This window comes from uncultured Nonlabens sp., from assembly GCF_947495285.1.
GTDB lineage: Bacteria > Bacteroidota > Bacteroidia > Flavobacteriales > Flavobacteriaceae > Nonlabens.
In genome coordinates, this window is the sequence record NZ_CANLXZ010000001.1 from 77,492 (window position 1) to 96,575 (window position 19,084).

Below are 19,084 nucleotides of genomic sequence, written 5' to 3' on the forward strand. Positions count from 1 at the left end.
GCCTTTATATAATTAATTGTGTTATGAAAAGAGTATAAAGGTGACTGAAAATAATTATTTAAAAATTTAAATAGTAAACAATTCAATGCTCTTCAGTAAAGTAAAAAAGAACCTCCTTTTATTTAATAGTTCACCTCTTTTTGTAAACATCATATTTTTTTAAGATTAGAAAGATGATCTGAATTACATCTTTATTAATTTTTCTACCTGTGTGTTATTTTTGTTCGTGATTTTTACAACATACATTCCTTGCTTTAAAGCGCTAATGTTATAGACATCTCTTGTACCTTTAAAAGTAGTAATAAGCTGACCATAGGTATTATAAACTTGCACTAATTCTGCTTCTTTAGAAAGTTTAAATGTATTTGCTGCCGGATTAGGATATAATTTTATAGATTCTCGATTGAGAATTAAATCTTCATTACTCAGCGGATTTTGTAATAGCTGAGTCGTAAAAAGTTTGTACTCTCCTGGTTGCAGGTTAATCAATGCCGTAGTATTAGTAATATTTACAGCTGTATTATTACCGAAGTAGTCATACCATGTACCAGTTTGCGAGAAATTAGGATTTACGTTTTGAGCCGTAATCCCAAAGTTAGCTACTACAACTGCATCAAATTCAGTTCCATTAAGATTGATTCTTTTTACTATTCCAGATACATCTAGGTCGTTATCCACAGAGTTAAATGTTTGTGGATATAGTGTTTTTAAGTTAATCATTGTAGCTGTCACATTATATAAAGCCATACGGTTAGGGTCAGTATCATAACCTAATGTCCATGGAATAGGTTTGCGACCAGTGCGTCCATTAAGGTTTATGTCCTGTTCATAACCTAATTCTCCAAATTGCCATAACATTTTAGGGCCTGGGATACTGTATAACATGGCTGCGATAGCTTCTTGTCTCTCTAGAGCAATAGGTAAGGTTCTTACATCGTAGGATGTGTTTGCGTTATTACCGAATTGTAAGTTTTTGTACATTAAGCGCTGCTCGTCATGACTTTCTGCATAGGCTACTAAGTGTTGATCATTAAAATTACGTGAACCAAAATAAGAGCCGCTAATATTTGTATTGCTACTAAATCCCATAGAGTTCTGGTTGTACTGATCTGTCATTTTTCCCCATAGCATGAATCCAGCATTAGCCAGTACAGTTTCTTCACTATTATCTCCTAGATGTTCTAGTATCATATAAACATCGTTACCATATTCATTCCATATGGTATTGCGATAGTCGTTAAGAATATCTATTCTAGATTGATCATACGCATTCCATGCAGGTTCATTTCCTAGGGTATTGTTTTGTGTAAAACCTTTTGATAAATCAAATCTGAATCCATCGATTTTATACTCTTCTATTAGAAACTGAAGAGTTTGCTTTACATAATCACGTGTAAAAGTGCTCTCGTGATTCATGTCAAAACCTACATTAAAATCATGACGTGCCGTAGGGTTCATGTAAGGATTGTTTGTGGCTGGTCTAAAGTTAGCATCATCCCACCACATTTGACATAGAGGACTCTGACTAAAAGCGTGGTTGTACACTACATCTATAATGATCGCAATTCCTTTAGAATGACATAAATCTACTAGTTCTTTAAACTTATCTGTAGTACCATATGTTTTATCTAGAGCACCATGAAATTTAGGATTATAACCCCAGCTGTCTGCTCCTTCAAATTCATTGATAGGCATCAATTCTATAGCATTAACTCCTAGTGTTTCTAAATAATCTATACGATCAATGACTTGCTGGTAGCTGTCCTGTTCAGAAAAGTCTCTTACTAGTAACTCATAAATCACTAAATTTTCTTTCTGTGGTTTTGTGAAGTTAGTTACATTCCAGTTGTAAGGTGTTTTTTGATAGGTATAAAGGGTAATATCGCCAGTAGTCTGGTTAGTAGGATAGGCAGGTAGGTTGGGATAGTTTCCTGGTACGATAAATTGATCACTTCCAGGGTCCAGAATAAGCTGGCTGTAAGGATCTGCTATTTTGATATCAAAATCAACTAGGTACTGATACATAAACGCAGTGTTAGCAGTAAATGCTGTTGCAGGTAAAGTAATCCAAAAATAATCACCATCCTTATTCATTTGATATGTAGTGTCTAGATTCCAGTTGTTGAAACTACCTAGTAGAAGCACATCGTTTTTAAGTGGTGCGGCCAGTAAAAAGGTAACACTACCGTCTACGTTTTCATTAACTCCATTTTTTAACCCTGCTGGACGTGGTAAGTTTTGTGTAGTACCAGGCACAAAGACGCTAACACTAGCGCTAGATGACTCTGTATTGTTAGATGCATTTATCGTAATGTCATAAGAGCCAGATGTGCTAAATGTGTATGGACTGCTTATAGTACTAGCAGTGGTAGTCGCTATACTCGTAGAGTTGACGCTTAAATCTAAATTTGCATTTTGAGAACTATCACCTGTTATGGTAATGCTCTGGTTGAGGTTAAAGACAGCACCATCTTGTGGGAAGGTGATCGTTGTATTTAATCCTGGTAAAAAAACATCAAGGTATATATCTGGAGTGGTTTGTAATGTAGCATCGGCATTTCTAACCACTAGTGATATTTCTGAAACGACATCTCCTGGTGCTACACTATAAAATTGATTGATGCTTGTACCTAGATCTAGTGTATAGATATTACCAGTACCAGTATAGGTGAATTGCGGCGCGCCATTATTATCGTTAAAGGTGGGTACGATAATATTTTGCCATCTTTGCCCATTTATGGTTACACCGGTATAGGCATATAGAGTTCCGGTCTCATCTTCTAATGCTGTACCAGTAGCGTCAAAGTTTAATATTACTTGATCTGTTTGTGTAGGTGTTGATGGAGTTGTTGTTACTTGCGCTTTCGCGAAAGCGAAACTCATAAAGGCCATCAAAGCCAGAGTATAGTTTTTCATAGCTTAAGTTTAAAGCAAAAAAAAGGGCTGTTTAAAGCCCTTTATTTGTTAATCGATGTTTATTGTACTGGAATCAAGATATAACGGCCATCTAAATCATTGAAAAAGATGTCATATACGCCTGGAGAGATAGGAATGTTTGCACCATTCAACTCTGATTGTCCAGTTAATTCTGTGTCAGAACCCCAGTTAGTAGTCCAGTCGTTTTCTGCTCTAAATTTCATTTCACCTGCAACAAGCGTTACGTCTCTAGCGCTCCACTGGTGAGGATCAAATGAGGATTGTACCATATCAGTGTCTGCATCCCATCCACCAGGTGTACTATCACCTATGTATCCTATGGTTGTATAAGTAGGCGCTGCAGCAGCAGCTGTGTTTTCTGTAATGGAAAAACTTGAGCTTCCTGCATCTGTATTTGTTACTCCTGTAATATCTATTACAAAATCATAGTATCCTGCAGTTGGAATAGAGAATGTTCCTGGGTCGTCACCATCACCGTCGTTAAGACCTACGTCCGATCCATTTGCACCGTACTGTGGTTGCCAGAAACCTGGAGAAGTTAAAATCTTAAAAGCATCACCTTCAAAATAACCAGTATAGTAGAATGTATTGTCACTTGCTGGATCTCTAAAAAGAGCAGGGTTGTCACTGTCATTATTCCATCCTGGTGCCGTTGCAGCTCCCACAAAATAAAGATCTGTAAATGGGTAAGCAGTGAATGGCGTTATGATCGCTAGTACTTCATTTGAAATTATAGAATCTACTGCAGGATCTGTAACAGAGGCAACAACTCTAATTTTATAATTAGAAGCAATACCATTTTCACCACCTAATTGACTTACAGCATTATTTAAAGTTTCATAAGTTACAGCCACATTAGTTTCTGTAGTAGCTCCAAGTACTTGTGGAGCAGAAAAATCACCAGCCTCTGCGTCTAACTGTAGTACATAATTAATTTGAGTAGGTACTTCTAGAGCTACTGGGTTCCAGGTAAAGCGCTCGGCCAGGTCGTCACCATTACTTTCAGTTACTTCAAAAGAATTGCTGCCAGGAACAAGAGCAATATCTCCAGATGTATTAGTGTTGATCGTGAATTCTTCGCTGTCATTGTCATCACATGATACCATTGCTATAATAGCAATAAATGATAACATTAATATAGAAAACTTTTTCATTTTAGATTATTTATAAGATTAGTAACCAGGGTTTTGTGGTTGTAGATTAGGATTAAGATTTAATTCTTGTGCTGGAATAGGAAGAATGTTCCTGAATGCAGGTGTGGTGGTACCACTTTGAACATTTCCTTTCCATTCCCAGACCTTAGAAGTGGTAAACTGACCGAATCTTATAAGATCCTGACGTCTATGTGTTTCCCAATGTAATTCTCTTGCTCTTTCATCCAGTATGAAAGAAAGATCTATTTGTCCTGCGGTAATGTTTCCATTACTGTCTCCATAAGCTCTCTCGCGTAATTCGTTAATGTAACCTTGGGCAGTATTGATATCTCCACCAGCACCTCCTCTAACTACGGCCTCTGCATACATCAAGTAAGCATCTGCTAGACGGAAAATTGGAAAATCTATGTCTACAAAGTCACCTACAGTATCTGTACCTGCACTTCCATCTACATTCACATTTTTAAACTTTTGAATAGCATATCCATCTTTAAAGCGACCTACATCTGCAATAGACTTTTCTTGTTCATCGGTAAAGAAAGTCTCCCTAGTGTCGGCAGAGTTTTCTTCTCCCGGGAATAACTCTACAAATTGTGGCGTTGTTCTTATTCCACCCCAACCACCGTTGATACCAAATTCTGCAGGATCCATTTCTCCACCTACTGGTGCATGGGTTAAGTAAGTAGTTCCACCGAAGGTTTGTGTGTTTAAACCATCAAAGTTCAACGTCCAGATGAACTCACTTTCAGCACCATTGCGATCATTATCAGCTTGGAAACTATATGCGTATGGAACTGAAGGAATGGTATAGCCAGCATTTATCACTTTATTCAATTGAGTGATAGCATCTGTATTTCTTTCTGTTCCTGTATATACTTCAGCATTTAGATAAATTTTTGCAAGAACCATCCATAACGCAGCTTGGTCAGCTCTACCATATTCGTTCATACGAGGTGCAACCATATCATTTTCAATAGCAAGTAATTCTGCCTCGATGAATTCAAAAAGTTCAGTTCTAGACCTTACTTCCGGAAGAGTTGTTGGATCATAACCTTCTAATCTGAATGGCATTTTTCCAAAAAGATCCATTCCATGGTAATAAGAATAGGCTCTTAAGAATCTAGCTTCTGCTCTATAGTTAGCAACATCTGCTCTTACATCAGCAGGAATATTATATTCATCTAGTTTTGCATTTGTGCTAAGCTCTAAAAACTCATTACAAACAGCTATTTGATAATTTACTCTTGCAAACATAGCGTTGATAAACTCATTACCGTCTGTCCATACATGACCATGAAGATCTTTTATTGTTCCATCATTCCATGCAATGATTGCCTCGTCAGTTGTAAGTTCTTGCATGTTCCAGTATATTCTTAGGTAGTTAGAAAATCCACCGTCTATTCCTGAAATGTCTGCATCTCCATCACCACTAGCTTGCCCACCTACGGTAAGCCCAGCATACGCCTTTGCAATAATACCACGATAAGTGGCTGGGTCTTGAAATAATTCTGCTTCTGTAACTCGGTTATCTCTAGGTTCTACCGTAAGCGCATCTTCACACGCTGTAAAAACAATAAGGCCGAAAAACAAAAAGATTATTGATTTGTACATTTTCATATTTTTGTTTTTTAAAAATTAAATCCTAATCCAAAGATCAGACCTCTGTTACGAGGGAAAAGGTTATTATCTATTCCACCAAACACTTCAGGATCTACACCATCATAATCGGTAATGGTAAATAAATTAGTTCCTGTAATGGAGGCTCTTACATCAACTTTGTCGCCAGGGAAAGTATAACCTAACGATATGTTATCTAATTTAATAAAGTCTGCTTTTTGAATATAGTAATCAGAAAAGAATTCCTGATTAGTAAATTGTGTATCTAAGAAGCTAACAGGAGTATTGTTGTATACATCTGGATTAAGAGAGTTGAATATCTGTGATAAGTTTGCTCCATTAGAAGCCACGTTATTATAGTTGTAACCACCAGCAGCTCCTCTAAGAGTAAAGTTCATATCAAAATTCTTGTAGTTAAAGTTAGAGGTGAAACCAAAGTAAACATCATGATTTGCTTTTTTGTACCTTACTCTATCAGCATCATTAATCACATTATCTCCGTTAGTATCTACATAAACGCCATCTAAAGGATTACCTTCTTGATCATATACTTGACGGAAAACATGAAAAGTAGTAGGGTCAGAACCTACTGCCCATTCCTGAATAGTATTACCAGTTCCTCCAGAAATACCACCTACCTGTCGAGGCGAGTTGTCTGCACCAGCGAGATCAGTAATTTCTATCTCTTGTACCGTGGCATTTGCAGATAAGGTCCAGTTTATATTCTCTCCCTGAATGATTTTTGTAGAAATGCTTGCTTCAATTCCTCGGCTCAAAGTAGAACCAGCATTCTGTAGACTACCATTTTCTAATGCACCTGCAGGTAGTGGTGCAAATAGTAGTAAGTCTTTAGTTTCTCTATAGAAAGCGTCTACACTACCTGTAATACGATCTTCAAAGAATCCTAAGTCTATACCAGCATTCCACTGATCTGTTGTTTCCCATTTTAAGTCTATGGAGCCTTCTGGACGTATAGTGGTAACAAATTCATTACCGAATAGGACTGCCGCTTGTGGTTGACCTGGAGTGAAAACTGATAAGAATGCAAATGAAGCATCGATATCTTGCTGACCTGTTTGACCAAAACCTCCTCTTAATTTCAATTGAGATAAGAAACCGCTGTTTTGGACAAAATTAGTATTAGTTAATTTTATTGCGGCACTTGCACCATAAAAATTTGCCCATCTGTTATTTTCTGAGAATCTTGAGCTACCGTTACGAGAGGCACTTCCTGAAACAACTAATAGATTATTGATGTCAAAAGATGCTCTTGCAAAAGCAGTCACCAATGAAGAGTCGTCTATAGCAAGGTTTTTGTCTTGTAATTGATTGTTTCGCGACTCACGACCGCTACTTTCTCTGGTGAAATCTTGATAACTTCCTCCTAAAGCAAGATCCATATCAGTACTTAGTGCTTCTAAAGATTTTTTGTATTCAAAACGTCCATCAACTAATTGATTTCTTCTAAATCCAAAATCAAAGTCACGGTTATTCCCTCTAGCGCCTGCTCCAGAATTAAAATCTCTTATTGAATAAGCATCAAATTCATTGTAATCGATACCAGCATTACCGGTAAACTTTAAACCTTCCACTTGTTTAATGTTGTAGATAGCATTAAGATTAAATCTTGCTTGTTTATTATCTAACTGAGAATCTAAACTGTTTAATAAACCTAGTGGATTACGTGGTACATTGGTAGTCGGTAAACCTCCTTCAGTATATTCAAAAAAGCCTCCAAATGCTCCTGTGTTATTAAAAACAGGCTGGGTCGGATCAAATACAACGGCAGAACCTACAGCTCCTTCGTCTGCTCTTCTTAACTCTTCTTGAGCTAACTGCGATGTAAGAGCTAGTTTAAGATCTCCATCTAAGAAATTTTGTCTTATGTTTAATCCTAATGTAGCTCTTTCATAACCAGATCTTATTAAGGTTCCATGCTCATTTGTATAGCCTAGAGAAGCTCTGATAGAAGTATTTTCATATCCTTTCTCAGCAGTAAAGTTATGAATAGCTCTAGTACCGTTGCGATAGATTTCATTTTGCCAGTCAGTGTTTGCATCTCCTAAAATAGAAACGTCTCTTCCTTGATCTGCTACTAACTGTCTAAATTCATCTGCCGTTAGTACTTCAGCATAATTTTGAACTTGGTTCACAGCAAATTGAACGTCATATTTCAATTTAAGATCGCTACTCATTTTAGCTTTCTTAGTTGTTATAAGAACAACACCATTAGAGGCTCTGTTACCATAAATAGCAGTTGCACTCGCATCTTTTAATATTGTAAAAGATTCAATGTCAGCAGGATTAATAGAGTTAAGACTCGCGTTACGTTGATCTAGCGGTACGCCATCAACTACATAAAGCGCATCTTGATTTCCTCCTAACGTTGATCCTGGACGTACTCTGATAGTCGGTCCATCACCAGGACGACCAGATGCAGCGGTCACCTGTACACCGGCAACTTTTCCAGATATCAATTCTCCAGGAGAAGTGATGGCACCTTTGTTAAACTCTTTAGTTTTTATTGTAGTTTGAGCTGCGGTAACATTAGCTTTTGTAGTGCTACCATAACCTATAAGAACGATGGTGTCTAGTTCTGATGCGTCTTCTACTAGTGTCACATTAATAGAGCTTTGTCCATTAAATGGGATCTCTTGTGTAGTATAGCCCACAAAAGAAAATAGGATTACGGCATCGCTAGGTACATTATTTAATGTGTACTTTCCATCAAAGTCTGTCGATGTACCATTTGATGTGCCTTTTACAGATACAGTTGCTCCTAAGGCTGGTAGACCGTTAGATTCTAGTACTGTACCAGTAATGACGCTTTGCGCAAATGCAAAAAATGGTAGTAAAAATAACAGTAGAACTGTTTTTAATTTTTGATTCATTTTTTTGATTTAGTTAAAAATTAATAATGTCTTCTTCTTACACGACGGCTAAATTATGTAAACTAAAGGTTATGAAAACGTTTTCGTAACAATATTCTACGAAAACGTTTTCGATACTCGTTTATTATTTATTTATATTATCTTCACTTTCGCGAAAGCGAAACAGTTAATTGCTCCTAATATAAATTATAATGCCTCAAAAAATTACGTTAAAAAAAATTTCAAAGGACTTAAAAGTTTCTGTATCAACAGTGTCGAAGGCCTTAAGAGATTCTCATGAAATAAGTATAGAGACTCGAGATAGGATCAAAAATTATGCTAAAAAATTCAATTATAAACCTAATAGTATTGCGTTAAGCCTCAAAAATCAGAAAACAAAAAAAATAGGTGTTATTATTCCAGAAATAGTTCATTATTTTTTTGCAACGGTCATTTCGGGAGTGGAACGTGTGGCAAACAAAAAAGGTTACCAGGTTATTATTACATTATCTGGTGAGAGTTTTGATAAGGAAGTGGTAAATATGGAAATGCTAGCTAATGGTAGTATAGATGGCTTTATTATGAGTCTGTCTAAGGAAACGATGGAAAAACAAGATTTTCATCATTTGAGAGAAGTGACTAATCAGGGTATGCCTATAGTCATGTTCGACCGTGTGTGTAATGATATACCATGTGATAAGGTAGTCATAGACGATGTGGCTGCAGGTCATGAAGCAGCTGAGTTCTTATTGAGAAAAGGTAGGAATAAGCTAGGTATCATAAGTACGGTTGACTATGTGAATGTAGGTAGGTTACGCTCTCAAGGTTTTAAAGAAGCATTACAACAGCGTGGCTTTGACGTAGAAAATCATCAGTTTTTAAAAATAGAGGATATTGATAATTGCGAGGATGCAATAGAAGATTTTGTATTAGAAAATGATTTTGACTCTTTAGTCGCGGTAAATGAGTTATTTGCCGTTACAGCTAGTAAGGCGCTACAAAAAGCTGGTAAAAATATCCCAAAAGACGTTGCGATAGTGGCATTTACAGACGGTATTTTATCTAAATATGCTAGTCCTACATTAACGACCATAGGTCAACAAGGAGAAGAGATGGGCGGTATCGCTGCTGCAAAACTGATTGAAAAGTTAGAGTCTAAGCATCTTGATAATGAAAGTTACGAAACCGTTATCGTAAAAACTTCTCTAGTAGAGAGAGAATCGACACCTTAATTATATAAATTTACCATCTTGTTAAGAGATTAACTTTTAACATAGGATCGAAACTTACCTTCTTCGTACACAATAAGTTTTGATAAGTCATAAGGCTTATCGTCATTAAAAAAAAGATAACGATATGCAAAAACCTAAGTTAGGTTTCTGGGATATCTGGAACATGAGTTTCGGATTTCTCGGTATTCAGTTTGGTTTCGCCCTACAAGGCGGATTCATGTCACGTATTTTTCAAACCCTTGGTGCAGTAAAGGATGAAATCCCGCTACTGTGGATAGCGGCACCGTTAACCGGTCTGTTGGTTCAACCTATTATAGGTTTTTTAAGTGATAGAACCTGGTCTTCTCGATTAGGTAGAAGAAGACCTTATTTCCTAGTAGGTGCTATTCTTAGCTCTATTGCTTTGTTTTTTGTCCCGTACTCATCTGCTTTATGGATGGCAGCAGGCTTTTTATGGATCCTAGATGCGTCTATTAATATTTCTATGGAGCCATTTAGAGCTCTAGTTGCAGATAAGTTGCCAGATTCTCAACGTTCCTATGGTTTTGTAATGCAAACCCTCATAATAGGTATCGGTACATTTATTGCTAGTTCACTGCCTGCGCTAGTATCTATGTTAGGTGTTTCTGACGAAGCGCCTGCAGGAGTTATACCGCCATCTGTAAAAGTTGCCTTTGCAATAGGGGCTTTTGTGTTTTTAATTACCATTTTATGGACGGTTTTTAAAACAAAAGAATACTCGCCTCAAGAGATGGAAAAATACAATGGAGAGACTGAAAATGATGACGCAGGGATGATGGAAAGTATTTCAAAGTCTTATTCTCTCATACCACCCACTATGATTAAACTAGGTGTGGTACAGTTTTTCTCTTGGTTTGCTTTTTTTACGATGTGGAGCCTTGCAACACCAGCATTAACAGAGTCTGTTTTTGAGGCACCTGCACCTATTGCTAGTATGTTTGATATGTCAGACGCGATAGAGTCGGCTGCTTTTGATACACAAAATACCGCATATCAAAAAGCTGCAAATAGCGTGGGTGGTTATATGGGAATCTATGGTCTCTCTTCTATGGTGTTTGCATTACTACTTACCTTATATACTTCTCGTAGAAGAATTAATAGAAAATATGTCCACATGACATGTCTTATCGCTGGTGGATTAGGATTTTTAATGATGAATTACATCACAGACCCTACTATGTTAATATTATCGTTCACCTTAATAGGTATAGCATGGGGTAGTATTTTATCCATGCCCTATGCGATGTTGTCCAGTAGTGTTAATCCTAAACAGATGGGATTAATGATGGGTATCTTTAATATGTTTATTGTAATTCCTCAAATTATTGCCGCTTTAGGTGGTGTTAATTGGACCTCTAGTTTATTAGGTGATGGTGCTATTCATGCCATGACTGTTGCAGGTATAGCACTAGTTCTAGCAGGTGTAAGTAATTTCTTAATAACCGATAAAAACGCTATCACTTATCAAATTCAAGAATTAGATGATTAAAAAAGCTTTCATATTTGACCTAGATGGTGTTATAGTAGACACTGCAAAATTTCACTTTATCGCATGGCAGCGTCTTGCAACATCTCTAGATATCAATTTTACAGAAGAAGAAAACGAACAACTTAAAGGAGTTTCTAGAGTAAATTCTTTAAAGAAAATTCTGGAGTGGGGAAATAAAAAAATCTCTCCAGATGTTTTTCAATCCAAAATGGATCAGAAAAACACGGAATATCTAGATCTTATAAAAACCTTAGACACGTCAGACATAATGCCTGGTGTACACGACTTTCTTCTAGAATTAAAGAAACAAGAACAGCCTATAGCCTTAGGTAGTGCTAGTAAAAATGCCCGTCCTATTTTAAAGAAACTAGGTATTTATGATCTATTTGATGTAATAGTAGATGGAACTAATGTCACTAAAGCAAAACCAGATCCCGAAGTCTTTTTAAGTGCTTGTGATCAATTAGGCTATGTTGCACAAAACAGTATCGTTTTTGAGGACAGTGTGGCAGGGGTACAAGCAGCAAATACTGCAGGAATGATATCCATAGGACTAGGAGAGTCCTCCATATTAAAAGCAGCAGACGAGGTTTTTGCACACTTTACAGATATGCCACAAAATTATATCAATACATTATTAAGTAAGAAGAAATGAATCAAGAGTATATTATACCAAACGCGTGGTCTGTAATTGAAGAAGGATGGAGGCCATCACAAGTTGAGTCCAGCGAAAGCCTATTTTCCATCGGTAACGGTGCAATGGGACAAAGAGCAAATTTTGAAGAAAAATATTCAGGTGATACGTTTCAAGGAAGTTACGTTGCCGGAGTTTATTATCCAGATAAGACTAGAGTAGGCTGGTGGAAGAATGGATATCCAGAATATTTTGCCAAAGTATTAAACGCACCTAACTTTATAGGTATAGACGTTTTTATAGATGGAGAGGAATTAGACTTAGCCACAATTCAGGAGGTGACAGACTATCGTCGCGAGTTGAATATGAAAGAAGGCTGGTACGAGCGATCTTTTACAGCGCATCTTTCTCAAAACAAGGTCATAAAAGTAGTCGCAAGAAGATTCATGAGTCTAGAAATAGATGAACTAGCCGTGATTAACTATCAAGTAACTGCGGTAAAAGGTGATATGAAATTATCTTTTCAACCCTACGTGGATGCGGGAATTACTAATGAAGATACTAATTGGGATGACGCTTTCTGGGAAGTAGAAGAACTCATTACAGATGAGCATCAGGCATTTGTGCGCAGCCGTACTAATAAGACTAACTTCTATGTTGGTACCTTCATGCAATCTGAGCTCATTATTAATGGAGAGCACGTGCAATATGCACAGCACTTTGATAAAAATGATACCGTCATACGACATAAAGCGGCTTGTGATATCGCTCAAGGCGAAAGCGTAACCCTAAGAAAGTATGCTGGGTATACTTCTAGCCTTAATCATGAACATTCTGAACTTTTTTCTGCAGCAAAATCAGTTTTACAGAAAGCAACAGAGCTAGGTTATGAAAGTTTGCTTAAATTGCAGGCAAATTCATGGGCGCAAATTTGGGCCATGGCAGATATTACTATAGACGGTGATCCTAAAGCACAGCAAGGCATACGTTTTAATATCTTTCAATTGAATCAAACATACTCAGGTAAAGATTCTCGTCTTAACATAGGTCCTAAAGGATTTACAGGAGAGAAATATGGAGGTTCTACCTATTGGGATACAGAGGCTTATTGTATACCATTCTACATGGCTACCAAAGATCAACAGGTAGCACGTAATTTATTAAGATATAGATATGAGCAGCTAGACAAGGCCGTTGAAAATGCTGGGAAACTAGGATTTTCTTCTGGAGCTGCTCTATATCCTATGGTTACCATGAATGGAGAAGAATCTCACAACGAGTGGGAAATCACCTTTGAAGAAATACACCGCAACGGCGCGATGGTTTTTGCCATTTATAACTACGTTAGATATACAGGAGATTACAGCTACATTCCAGAAATGGGACTTGAAGTGATCATCGCTATTGCAAAATTCTGGCATCAACGTGCGACCTTCTCTCAACATGCAAAAAAATACATGATACTAGGTGTAACCGGTCCTAATGAGTATGAGAATAACGTTAATAATAACTGGTATACGAACTACCTAGCAAAATGGTGTATCAACTATGCAGTAGATAATATCAATAAAGTAAAAGAGAATCATAAATTAGATTACGATAGAATTATAGCAAAAACTAACCTTACAGATCGTGAGGTCACTGCATGGTTAGACGTTGCTAATAATATGTATGAACCTTTTGATGAAGAACTAGGCATTTATTTACAACAAGATGGATTCTTAGATAAAGAAATCATTCCAGTAAACGATCTTTCTCCAGTTCACAGACCTATCAACCAGAAATGGTCTTGGGATCGTATTCTAAGAAGTTGTTACATTAAACAAGCAGACGTATTACAAGGTTTCTATTTCTTTGAAGATCATTTTACAAAAGAACAATTAGAAAAACATTTTGATTTTTACGAACCATTAACCGTTCATGAAAGCTCACTTTCTCCATGTGTTCACAGTATACAGGCAGCAAAGTTAGACCGTATGGATCAGGCATATGATTTTTATTTAAGAACATCAAGGCTAGATCTAGACGACTATAATAAAGAGGTAGAAGAAGGTTGCCACATTACCAGTATGGCTGGAACCTGGATGAGTATTGTAGAAGGTTTCGGTGGTTTACAAATCATTGATAATAAGCCTAGTTTTACTACTAAACTACCTGAGCAATGGAATGGTTTCAGTTTTAAAATCAACTTTAGAAATCAGATTCTCGACGTACAAGTAACTAAAACTGGTGCACAAGTAAGCCTAGAAGGTGAAAAAGCTCAAGATATTATCCTTAATGGCGAGCACATTACTTTACAGCCTCAAATGGCAAATGCCTAGGCCTTGAAGCTAGTACTAGAGTGTAATTGCGTCGGGTGATTCACTAATTTACCTCACAGGTTTACAATACTTGTGAGGTAAATTATATAGAGTTGTTAGTTTAAAGTTTTCCATTGAGGAGAATATCTACAGGACAAAGGGTGTTTGCGATGCAATAAATATTAAATAAAGTGAAATGAAAAAACTACTCCTCCTATATATCGCAATTCTTACAATAAGTTGCGATAATAACGACAAAGAAAAAACTACCCTAGATACTAGAACTAGTGTTATAGAGGTGATGACAACACCTATTTATGCTTCTTCTGGTCTTAATAAAACAGAGTTTTTAGTTTCTGATTATTTGTCAAAGGAATCAAATCTGGATACTATAACTTTTTCTAGGGGTATCCGTTTTGTAGAGAATAAAACTCCTGATGAAAACATGAAATCTTTTATACTTAAAGATGATGCACCGTTCCTATGTCATATAACGTTATGGACAGACGGAATCAGAAATGACATCCCAGTTTATAAGAGTAACAGCAAACAAATTCAAATTCCATATAAAGGAAGGTTTAAAAATGTAAAAATTAAAGGAGAGTTTACTAATTGGAAGCCAGAAATTATGGAAGTAGTGGACGGTAAGATTGTTTATAACGCAACAGTTTCACAAGGTAAATTTCAATACATATTTATAGAAGGGAATCAAGAAGAACAACTAACAGGAAATGAACCAGATGCAATAAGCAATGGAATGGGTGGCTTTAATCGTTTATTAGATGTAAGCCGTAAAGCAAATCCAGCACAACTGTCCTACGGAGAAATATTAGACAAAGGATTCACTTTTAAAACATCAGGAAGTTTAGAAAACGTAGTTGTTCTGTACGAAAACCAACTCGTAGAAGCTGTAAAAAGCAAAAATGATAATACCTACACGGTAAACCTACCAGAAAAAGATTTTTCAAATCGTATTTCAACAACACAACTCGTTAGAGTTTATGCAAGTGATAAAAATGGTCGTACTAACGATTTATTGATTCCGGTACAAAATGGTCAGGTGGTAAAAGACCCATCGCAACTTGCTAGAAATGATTTTCATAATCAGGTGTTGTACTTTATGATGGTAGATCGTTTTCTTGATGGTGATAAAAGCAATACAAAACCTGTAAACGATCCAGAAATTTTACCTAAAGCCAATTATATGGGTGGTGATCTAGCAGGTGTTTTGGCAAAGATAAAAGACGGTTATTTTGAAGAATTAGGAATCAACACGGTATGGTTATCGCCTATTACTCAAAACCCAGAAGGTGCTTATGGTCTGTGGCCAGAGCCTAAAACAAAATTTAGCGGTTATCACGGTTACTGGCCTATTTCAAATACTCAAGTAGACTACAGATTTGGAGATGAGAAGATTTTAAAAGAAATCATTGAAGAGGCTCATAAGCGCGATATGAACGTGATTCTAGATTATGTAGCAAATCACGTTCATGAAGAACATCCATTATACAAGCAACATCCAGAATGGGCTACAGATTTGTATCTAGAAGATGGAAGTTTAAATACAGAGCGATGGGACGACCATCGATTAACCACCTGGTTTGACATCTTTTTACCTACATTAGATTTCACACAACCAGAAGTAGTAGAAAAAATGACCGATAGCGCTCTGTACTGGGTTACTGAGTATAAGCTAGACGGTTTCCGTCATGATGCTACGAAGCATGTGCCCGAAGAATACTGGAGAACACTGACTCAAAAAGTACGCAATAATACCGATAGACCTATTTATCAGATAGGAGAAACATATGGTTCTTATGATCTGATAAGAAGCTATGTGAGTACAGGAATGCTTGATGCACAGTTTGATTTTAATCAATATGATGCTGCTGTTTCCGCTTTTGCAGTAGCGGATGGAAGCTACTCAAACCTCACCGAGACTCTTAAAAAAGGTCTAGAATATTACGGTCACCACCATTTAATGGGTAATATCTCAGGAAATCAAGATCGTGCTAGATTCATAAGCTATGCAAGTGGCGATGTAAAATTTAATGAAGATGCAAAGAAAGCTGGCTGGACTCGAGAAATAGTCATGAGTGATTCTACTGCATTTGATAGACTAGGTATGCTGCAAGCATTCAATATGACCATGCCAGGTGTGCCGGTTATATACTACGGTGATGAGTACGGTTCTATAGGGGCAAATGATCCTGATAATCGCAGGATGATGAAGTTTAACGACCTTTCTACTCGGGAACAAAACTTGCGAGAATTAGTTCAGGAATTAGTTCATCTCAGACGCAATTCCATGTCCTTAATCTATGGTGCGACACAGGTCATTATGGAGGAGAACGGTTTGTTAGGTATAGAACGTCATTATTTTAATGAGAGTACAAAGGTGTTTTTTAATGAGAATTCTTTAATACTTAATTTGGGATTGAATAATGCACGCTTTCGCGAAAGCGGAACCGCAATAAATGCCATAATAACTGATAAGAATATTCAGATACGACCTGGTAATTTTGTAATCATTCAAAATAAAATTTCAAAATAAGATATAGAAATCCGACTTTTAAGAGCGGAGCATAAGACCAAGAGAATCAACTACCTATAAAATACAAGTTAAATGAAAAAATATATTTTAGGATTACTCGCCATTACCATATTATTAGCCTGTAAGAAAGAGGACAAAGAACCCATACTTGCAGAAAATAGCGTGGTTAAAGAATACTCTCCTATCCAGGATCAAGACTTAGAAAATGCTGTGATTTATGAGGCAAACATAAGACAGTATTCTCCAGAAGGGACATTCAATGAGTTTACCAAAGATATTCCAGAACTTAAAGAGCTAGGTGTTAAGGTAATCTGGTTAATGCCTGTTTTTCCTATTTCAGAAAAGAATAGAAAAGCAAAATCGGACTTAATGGTAGAGGATATTGAGGACCCTAAAGAAAGAGAGAAATATTTAGGCAGTTACTATGCGGTTGCAGACTATAAAGAGGTGAATCCAGATCTAGGAACTCCAGAAGATTTAAAGAACCTCATAAAAACGGCTCATGATAATGGATTATATGTCATTCTTGATTGGGTCGCAAACCATACTGGGTGGGATAATGTATGGATCGATGCTCATCCAGATTTCTATACTAAAGACGCTAACGGAAAAATGATGCATCCAGCTGGAACAGACTGGACGGACACTGCAGATTTGAATTATGATAATACTGATTTATGGGAAGCCATGACAGGAGCTATGAGTCACTGGGTGAAAGAGTATGATGTTGATGGTTTCCGTTGTGATGTAGCTCATGAAGTGCCTACAGAGTTTTGGAATTATGCAACAAAGAAACTAGAAAGTCAAAAATCACTTTTTATGCTAGCAGAAAGTGAAAAGAAAGATCTTTTTAAAGAAGCCTTTGATATGGGATACAACTGGGAAGGTCACCATTTAATGAATCAACTGGCCACAGGAGAAACTAGTGTTGAAAAATGGGATGAATACATGAGTCGTAACGAGAATGATTATCAAGAAGACGATATTTTGATGAATTTCATTACTAATCATGATGAGAACTCCTGGAATGGGTCGGTAAAAGAACGTATGGGCAACAAAGCAGAAACCATGCTGGCCTTTTCTTACATGATTCCTGGAATGCCATTAATTTATTCTGGTCAAGAATACGATATGGATTACCGATTAAAATTCTTTGAAAAAGATACAATTCCTAAAATTAAAGGTAATACTTGGGATCTTTTGAAAAAATTAGGTGAGTTAAAAAATACTAATGCCGCACTTAATGGTGGTAAAAACGCTGCCAGTTATACACGATTAGAAACAAATAAAGATAATAGTGTTTATGCTATTAAGAGAGAGAAAAGTGGAGATGTTGTTTATTTTATCGCAAATTTATCTGCACAGATAGAGATTATACATATAAAGGGTATGTCTGGTAAATTAACTGATGTTATACGCGGTGGTAGTGTTAATTTTAAAGAAGGAGATTCACTTGATTTTACTCCATATGGATATCGTATTTTGAGATTAGATAAATAAAAAAAGGAGTGCATGAAGTTTTTAAAGTCCTTTATTTACCTGTAGTAGTGCTTTTTATATAAGCTATTAAATCATTTGGTACTTTTTAATAATTTATTTGATAAGTAAATAGTAATTTCACGTTTCATTAAAACCAGCAAAATGCAAAAGACATATTACGACCCAAAGGATTTGAAAAAATTCGGTAAAATAACAGAGTGGAGTGAAGAATTAGGAGAAAAATTCTTTGATTATTACGGTAAAGTTTTTGAAGAAGGCGCATTAACTGCAAGAGAAAAATCTCTAATTGCGTTAGCAGTTTCTCATACGGTTCATTGTCCTTATTGCATTGATGCTTATACAAGTGATGGTTTAAAAAGAGGGATTACCAAAGAAGAAATGATGGAAGCAGTTCATGTTGCTGGTGCTATTCAAGGAGGCGCTACATTAGTGCATGGTGTTCAAATGATGAATAAAGTTAACAAATTAGAAATGTAGCAGCTTACGTTTTTGCTTGAGCAAAAGCATAGAAGTGGTATATATTAGAAATTAGTTTTAACGATTTATCTAGGATTTATTATTCGTAAATATTTTTTTGATAATCTGTAATTCGGCACGCGATGTAGATTCTTCTAGCCTTGTAAACCAGTAATGGTAGGAGATTACCTTAGAATTTCTTCTTGCCATAAACCGCTATATTTAGGGTTTGTAGAAAATCTCATTCTTATTAGGTGACAATTTTGTGAGAAATTTTAACTATATATGCAATGCCTTAGGTACATTTTTTATGTATCTAA

Annotated in this window: 11 protein-coding genes; 7 read left to right on the forward strand and 4 right to left on the reverse strand. The window is 36.4% G+C overall.

Annotated elements, in window-relative coordinates; genetic code table 11:
* Positions 1 to 183 precede the first annotated feature (183 nt).
* Genes Q0838_RS00370 through Q0838_RS00385 form a run of 4 tightly spaced genes read right to left on the reverse strand, consistent with a single transcriptional unit; the run spans position 184 to position 8,599 of the window.
* Positions 184 to 2,916: an alpha-amylase family glycosyl hydrolase gene (locus tag Q0838_RS00370; RefSeq protein ID WP_298950040.1), complete on the reverse strand. Its 2,733-nt coding sequence runs from the start codon at positions 2,914 to 2,916 to the stop codon at positions 184 to 186.
* A 59-nt stretch (positions 2,917 to 2,975) separates the two neighbouring features.
* On the reverse strand, positions 2,976 to 4,091 hold the full coding sequence (locus Q0838_RS00375; RefSeq protein ID WP_298950043.1) for a SusF/SusE family outer membrane protein: 1,116 nt from the start codon (positions 4,089 to 4,091) through the stop codon (positions 2,976 to 2,978).
* 18 nt (positions 4,092 to 4,109) lie between these two features.
* Positions 4,110 to 5,702: a RagB/SusD family nutrient uptake outer membrane protein gene (locus tag Q0838_RS00380; protein ID WP_366941996.1), complete on the reverse strand. Its 1,593-nt coding sequence runs from the start codon at positions 5,700 to 5,702 to the stop codon at positions 4,110 to 4,112.
* Positions 5,703 to 5,719: 17 nt separating this feature from the next.
* On the reverse strand, positions 5,720 to 8,599 hold the full coding sequence (locus tag Q0838_RS00385; protein WP_298950049.1) for a SusC/RagA family TonB-linked outer membrane protein: 2,880 nt from the start codon (positions 8,597 to 8,599) through the stop codon (positions 5,720 to 5,722).
* Between the two features lie 191 nt (positions 8,600 to 8,790).
* Here Q0838_RS00385 and Q0838_RS00390 point away from each other — a divergent pair, with 191 nt between their 5' ends.
* From Q0838_RS00390 to Q0838_RS00420, 7 genes are all read left to right on the forward strand, one after another.
* Positions 8,791 to 9,810: a LacI family DNA-binding transcriptional regulator gene (locus Q0838_RS00390; RefSeq protein WP_298950052.1), complete on the forward strand. Its 1,020-nt coding sequence runs from the start codon at positions 8,791 to 8,793 to the stop codon at positions 9,808 to 9,810.
* A gap of 124 nt (positions 9,811 to 9,934) precedes the next feature.
* A complete protein-coding gene (locus Q0838_RS00395) occupies positions 9,935 to 11,320 on the forward strand; it encodes an MFS transporter (RefSeq protein WP_298950055.1) in 1,386 nt (461 codons plus the stop codon).
* Positions 11,313 to 11,975: a beta-phosphoglucomutase gene (pgmB, locus tag Q0838_RS00400; protein WP_298950059.1), complete on the forward strand. Its 663-nt coding sequence runs from the start codon at positions 11,313 to 11,315 to the stop codon at positions 11,973 to 11,975. The genes Q0838_RS00395 and pgmB overlap by 8 nt, the downstream gene beginning before the upstream one ends.
* On the forward strand, positions 11,972 to 14,275 hold the full coding sequence (locus Q0838_RS00405; RefSeq protein WP_298950062.1) for a glycoside hydrolase family 65 protein: 2,304 nt from the start codon (positions 11,972 to 11,974) through the stop codon (positions 14,273 to 14,275). Before pgmB ends, Q0838_RS00405 begins: the two co-directional genes overlap by 4 nt.
* Positions 14,276 to 14,450: 175 nt before the next feature.
* Positions 14,451 to 16,808: an alpha-amylase family glycosyl hydrolase gene (locus Q0838_RS00410; protein ID WP_298950064.1), complete on the forward strand. Its 2,358-nt coding sequence runs from the start codon at positions 14,451 to 14,453 to the stop codon at positions 16,806 to 16,808.
* A gap of 72 nt (positions 16,809 to 16,880) precedes the next feature.
* Positions 16,881 to 18,308: an alpha-amylase family glycosyl hydrolase gene (locus tag Q0838_RS00415; RefSeq protein WP_298950067.1), complete on the forward strand. Its 1,428-nt coding sequence runs from the start codon at positions 16,881 to 16,883 to the stop codon at positions 18,306 to 18,308.
* A 141-nt stretch (positions 18,309 to 18,449) separates the two neighbouring features.
* Positions 18,450 to 18,785 (forward strand): arsenosugar biosynthesis-associated peroxidase-like protein, encoded by a 336-nt coding sequence (locus Q0838_RS00420; RefSeq protein ID WP_015361600.1) that lies wholly within the window; start codon positions 18,450 to 18,452, stop codon positions 18,783 to 18,785.
* The last annotated feature ends 299 nt before the right edge of the window (positions 18,786 to 19,084 follow it).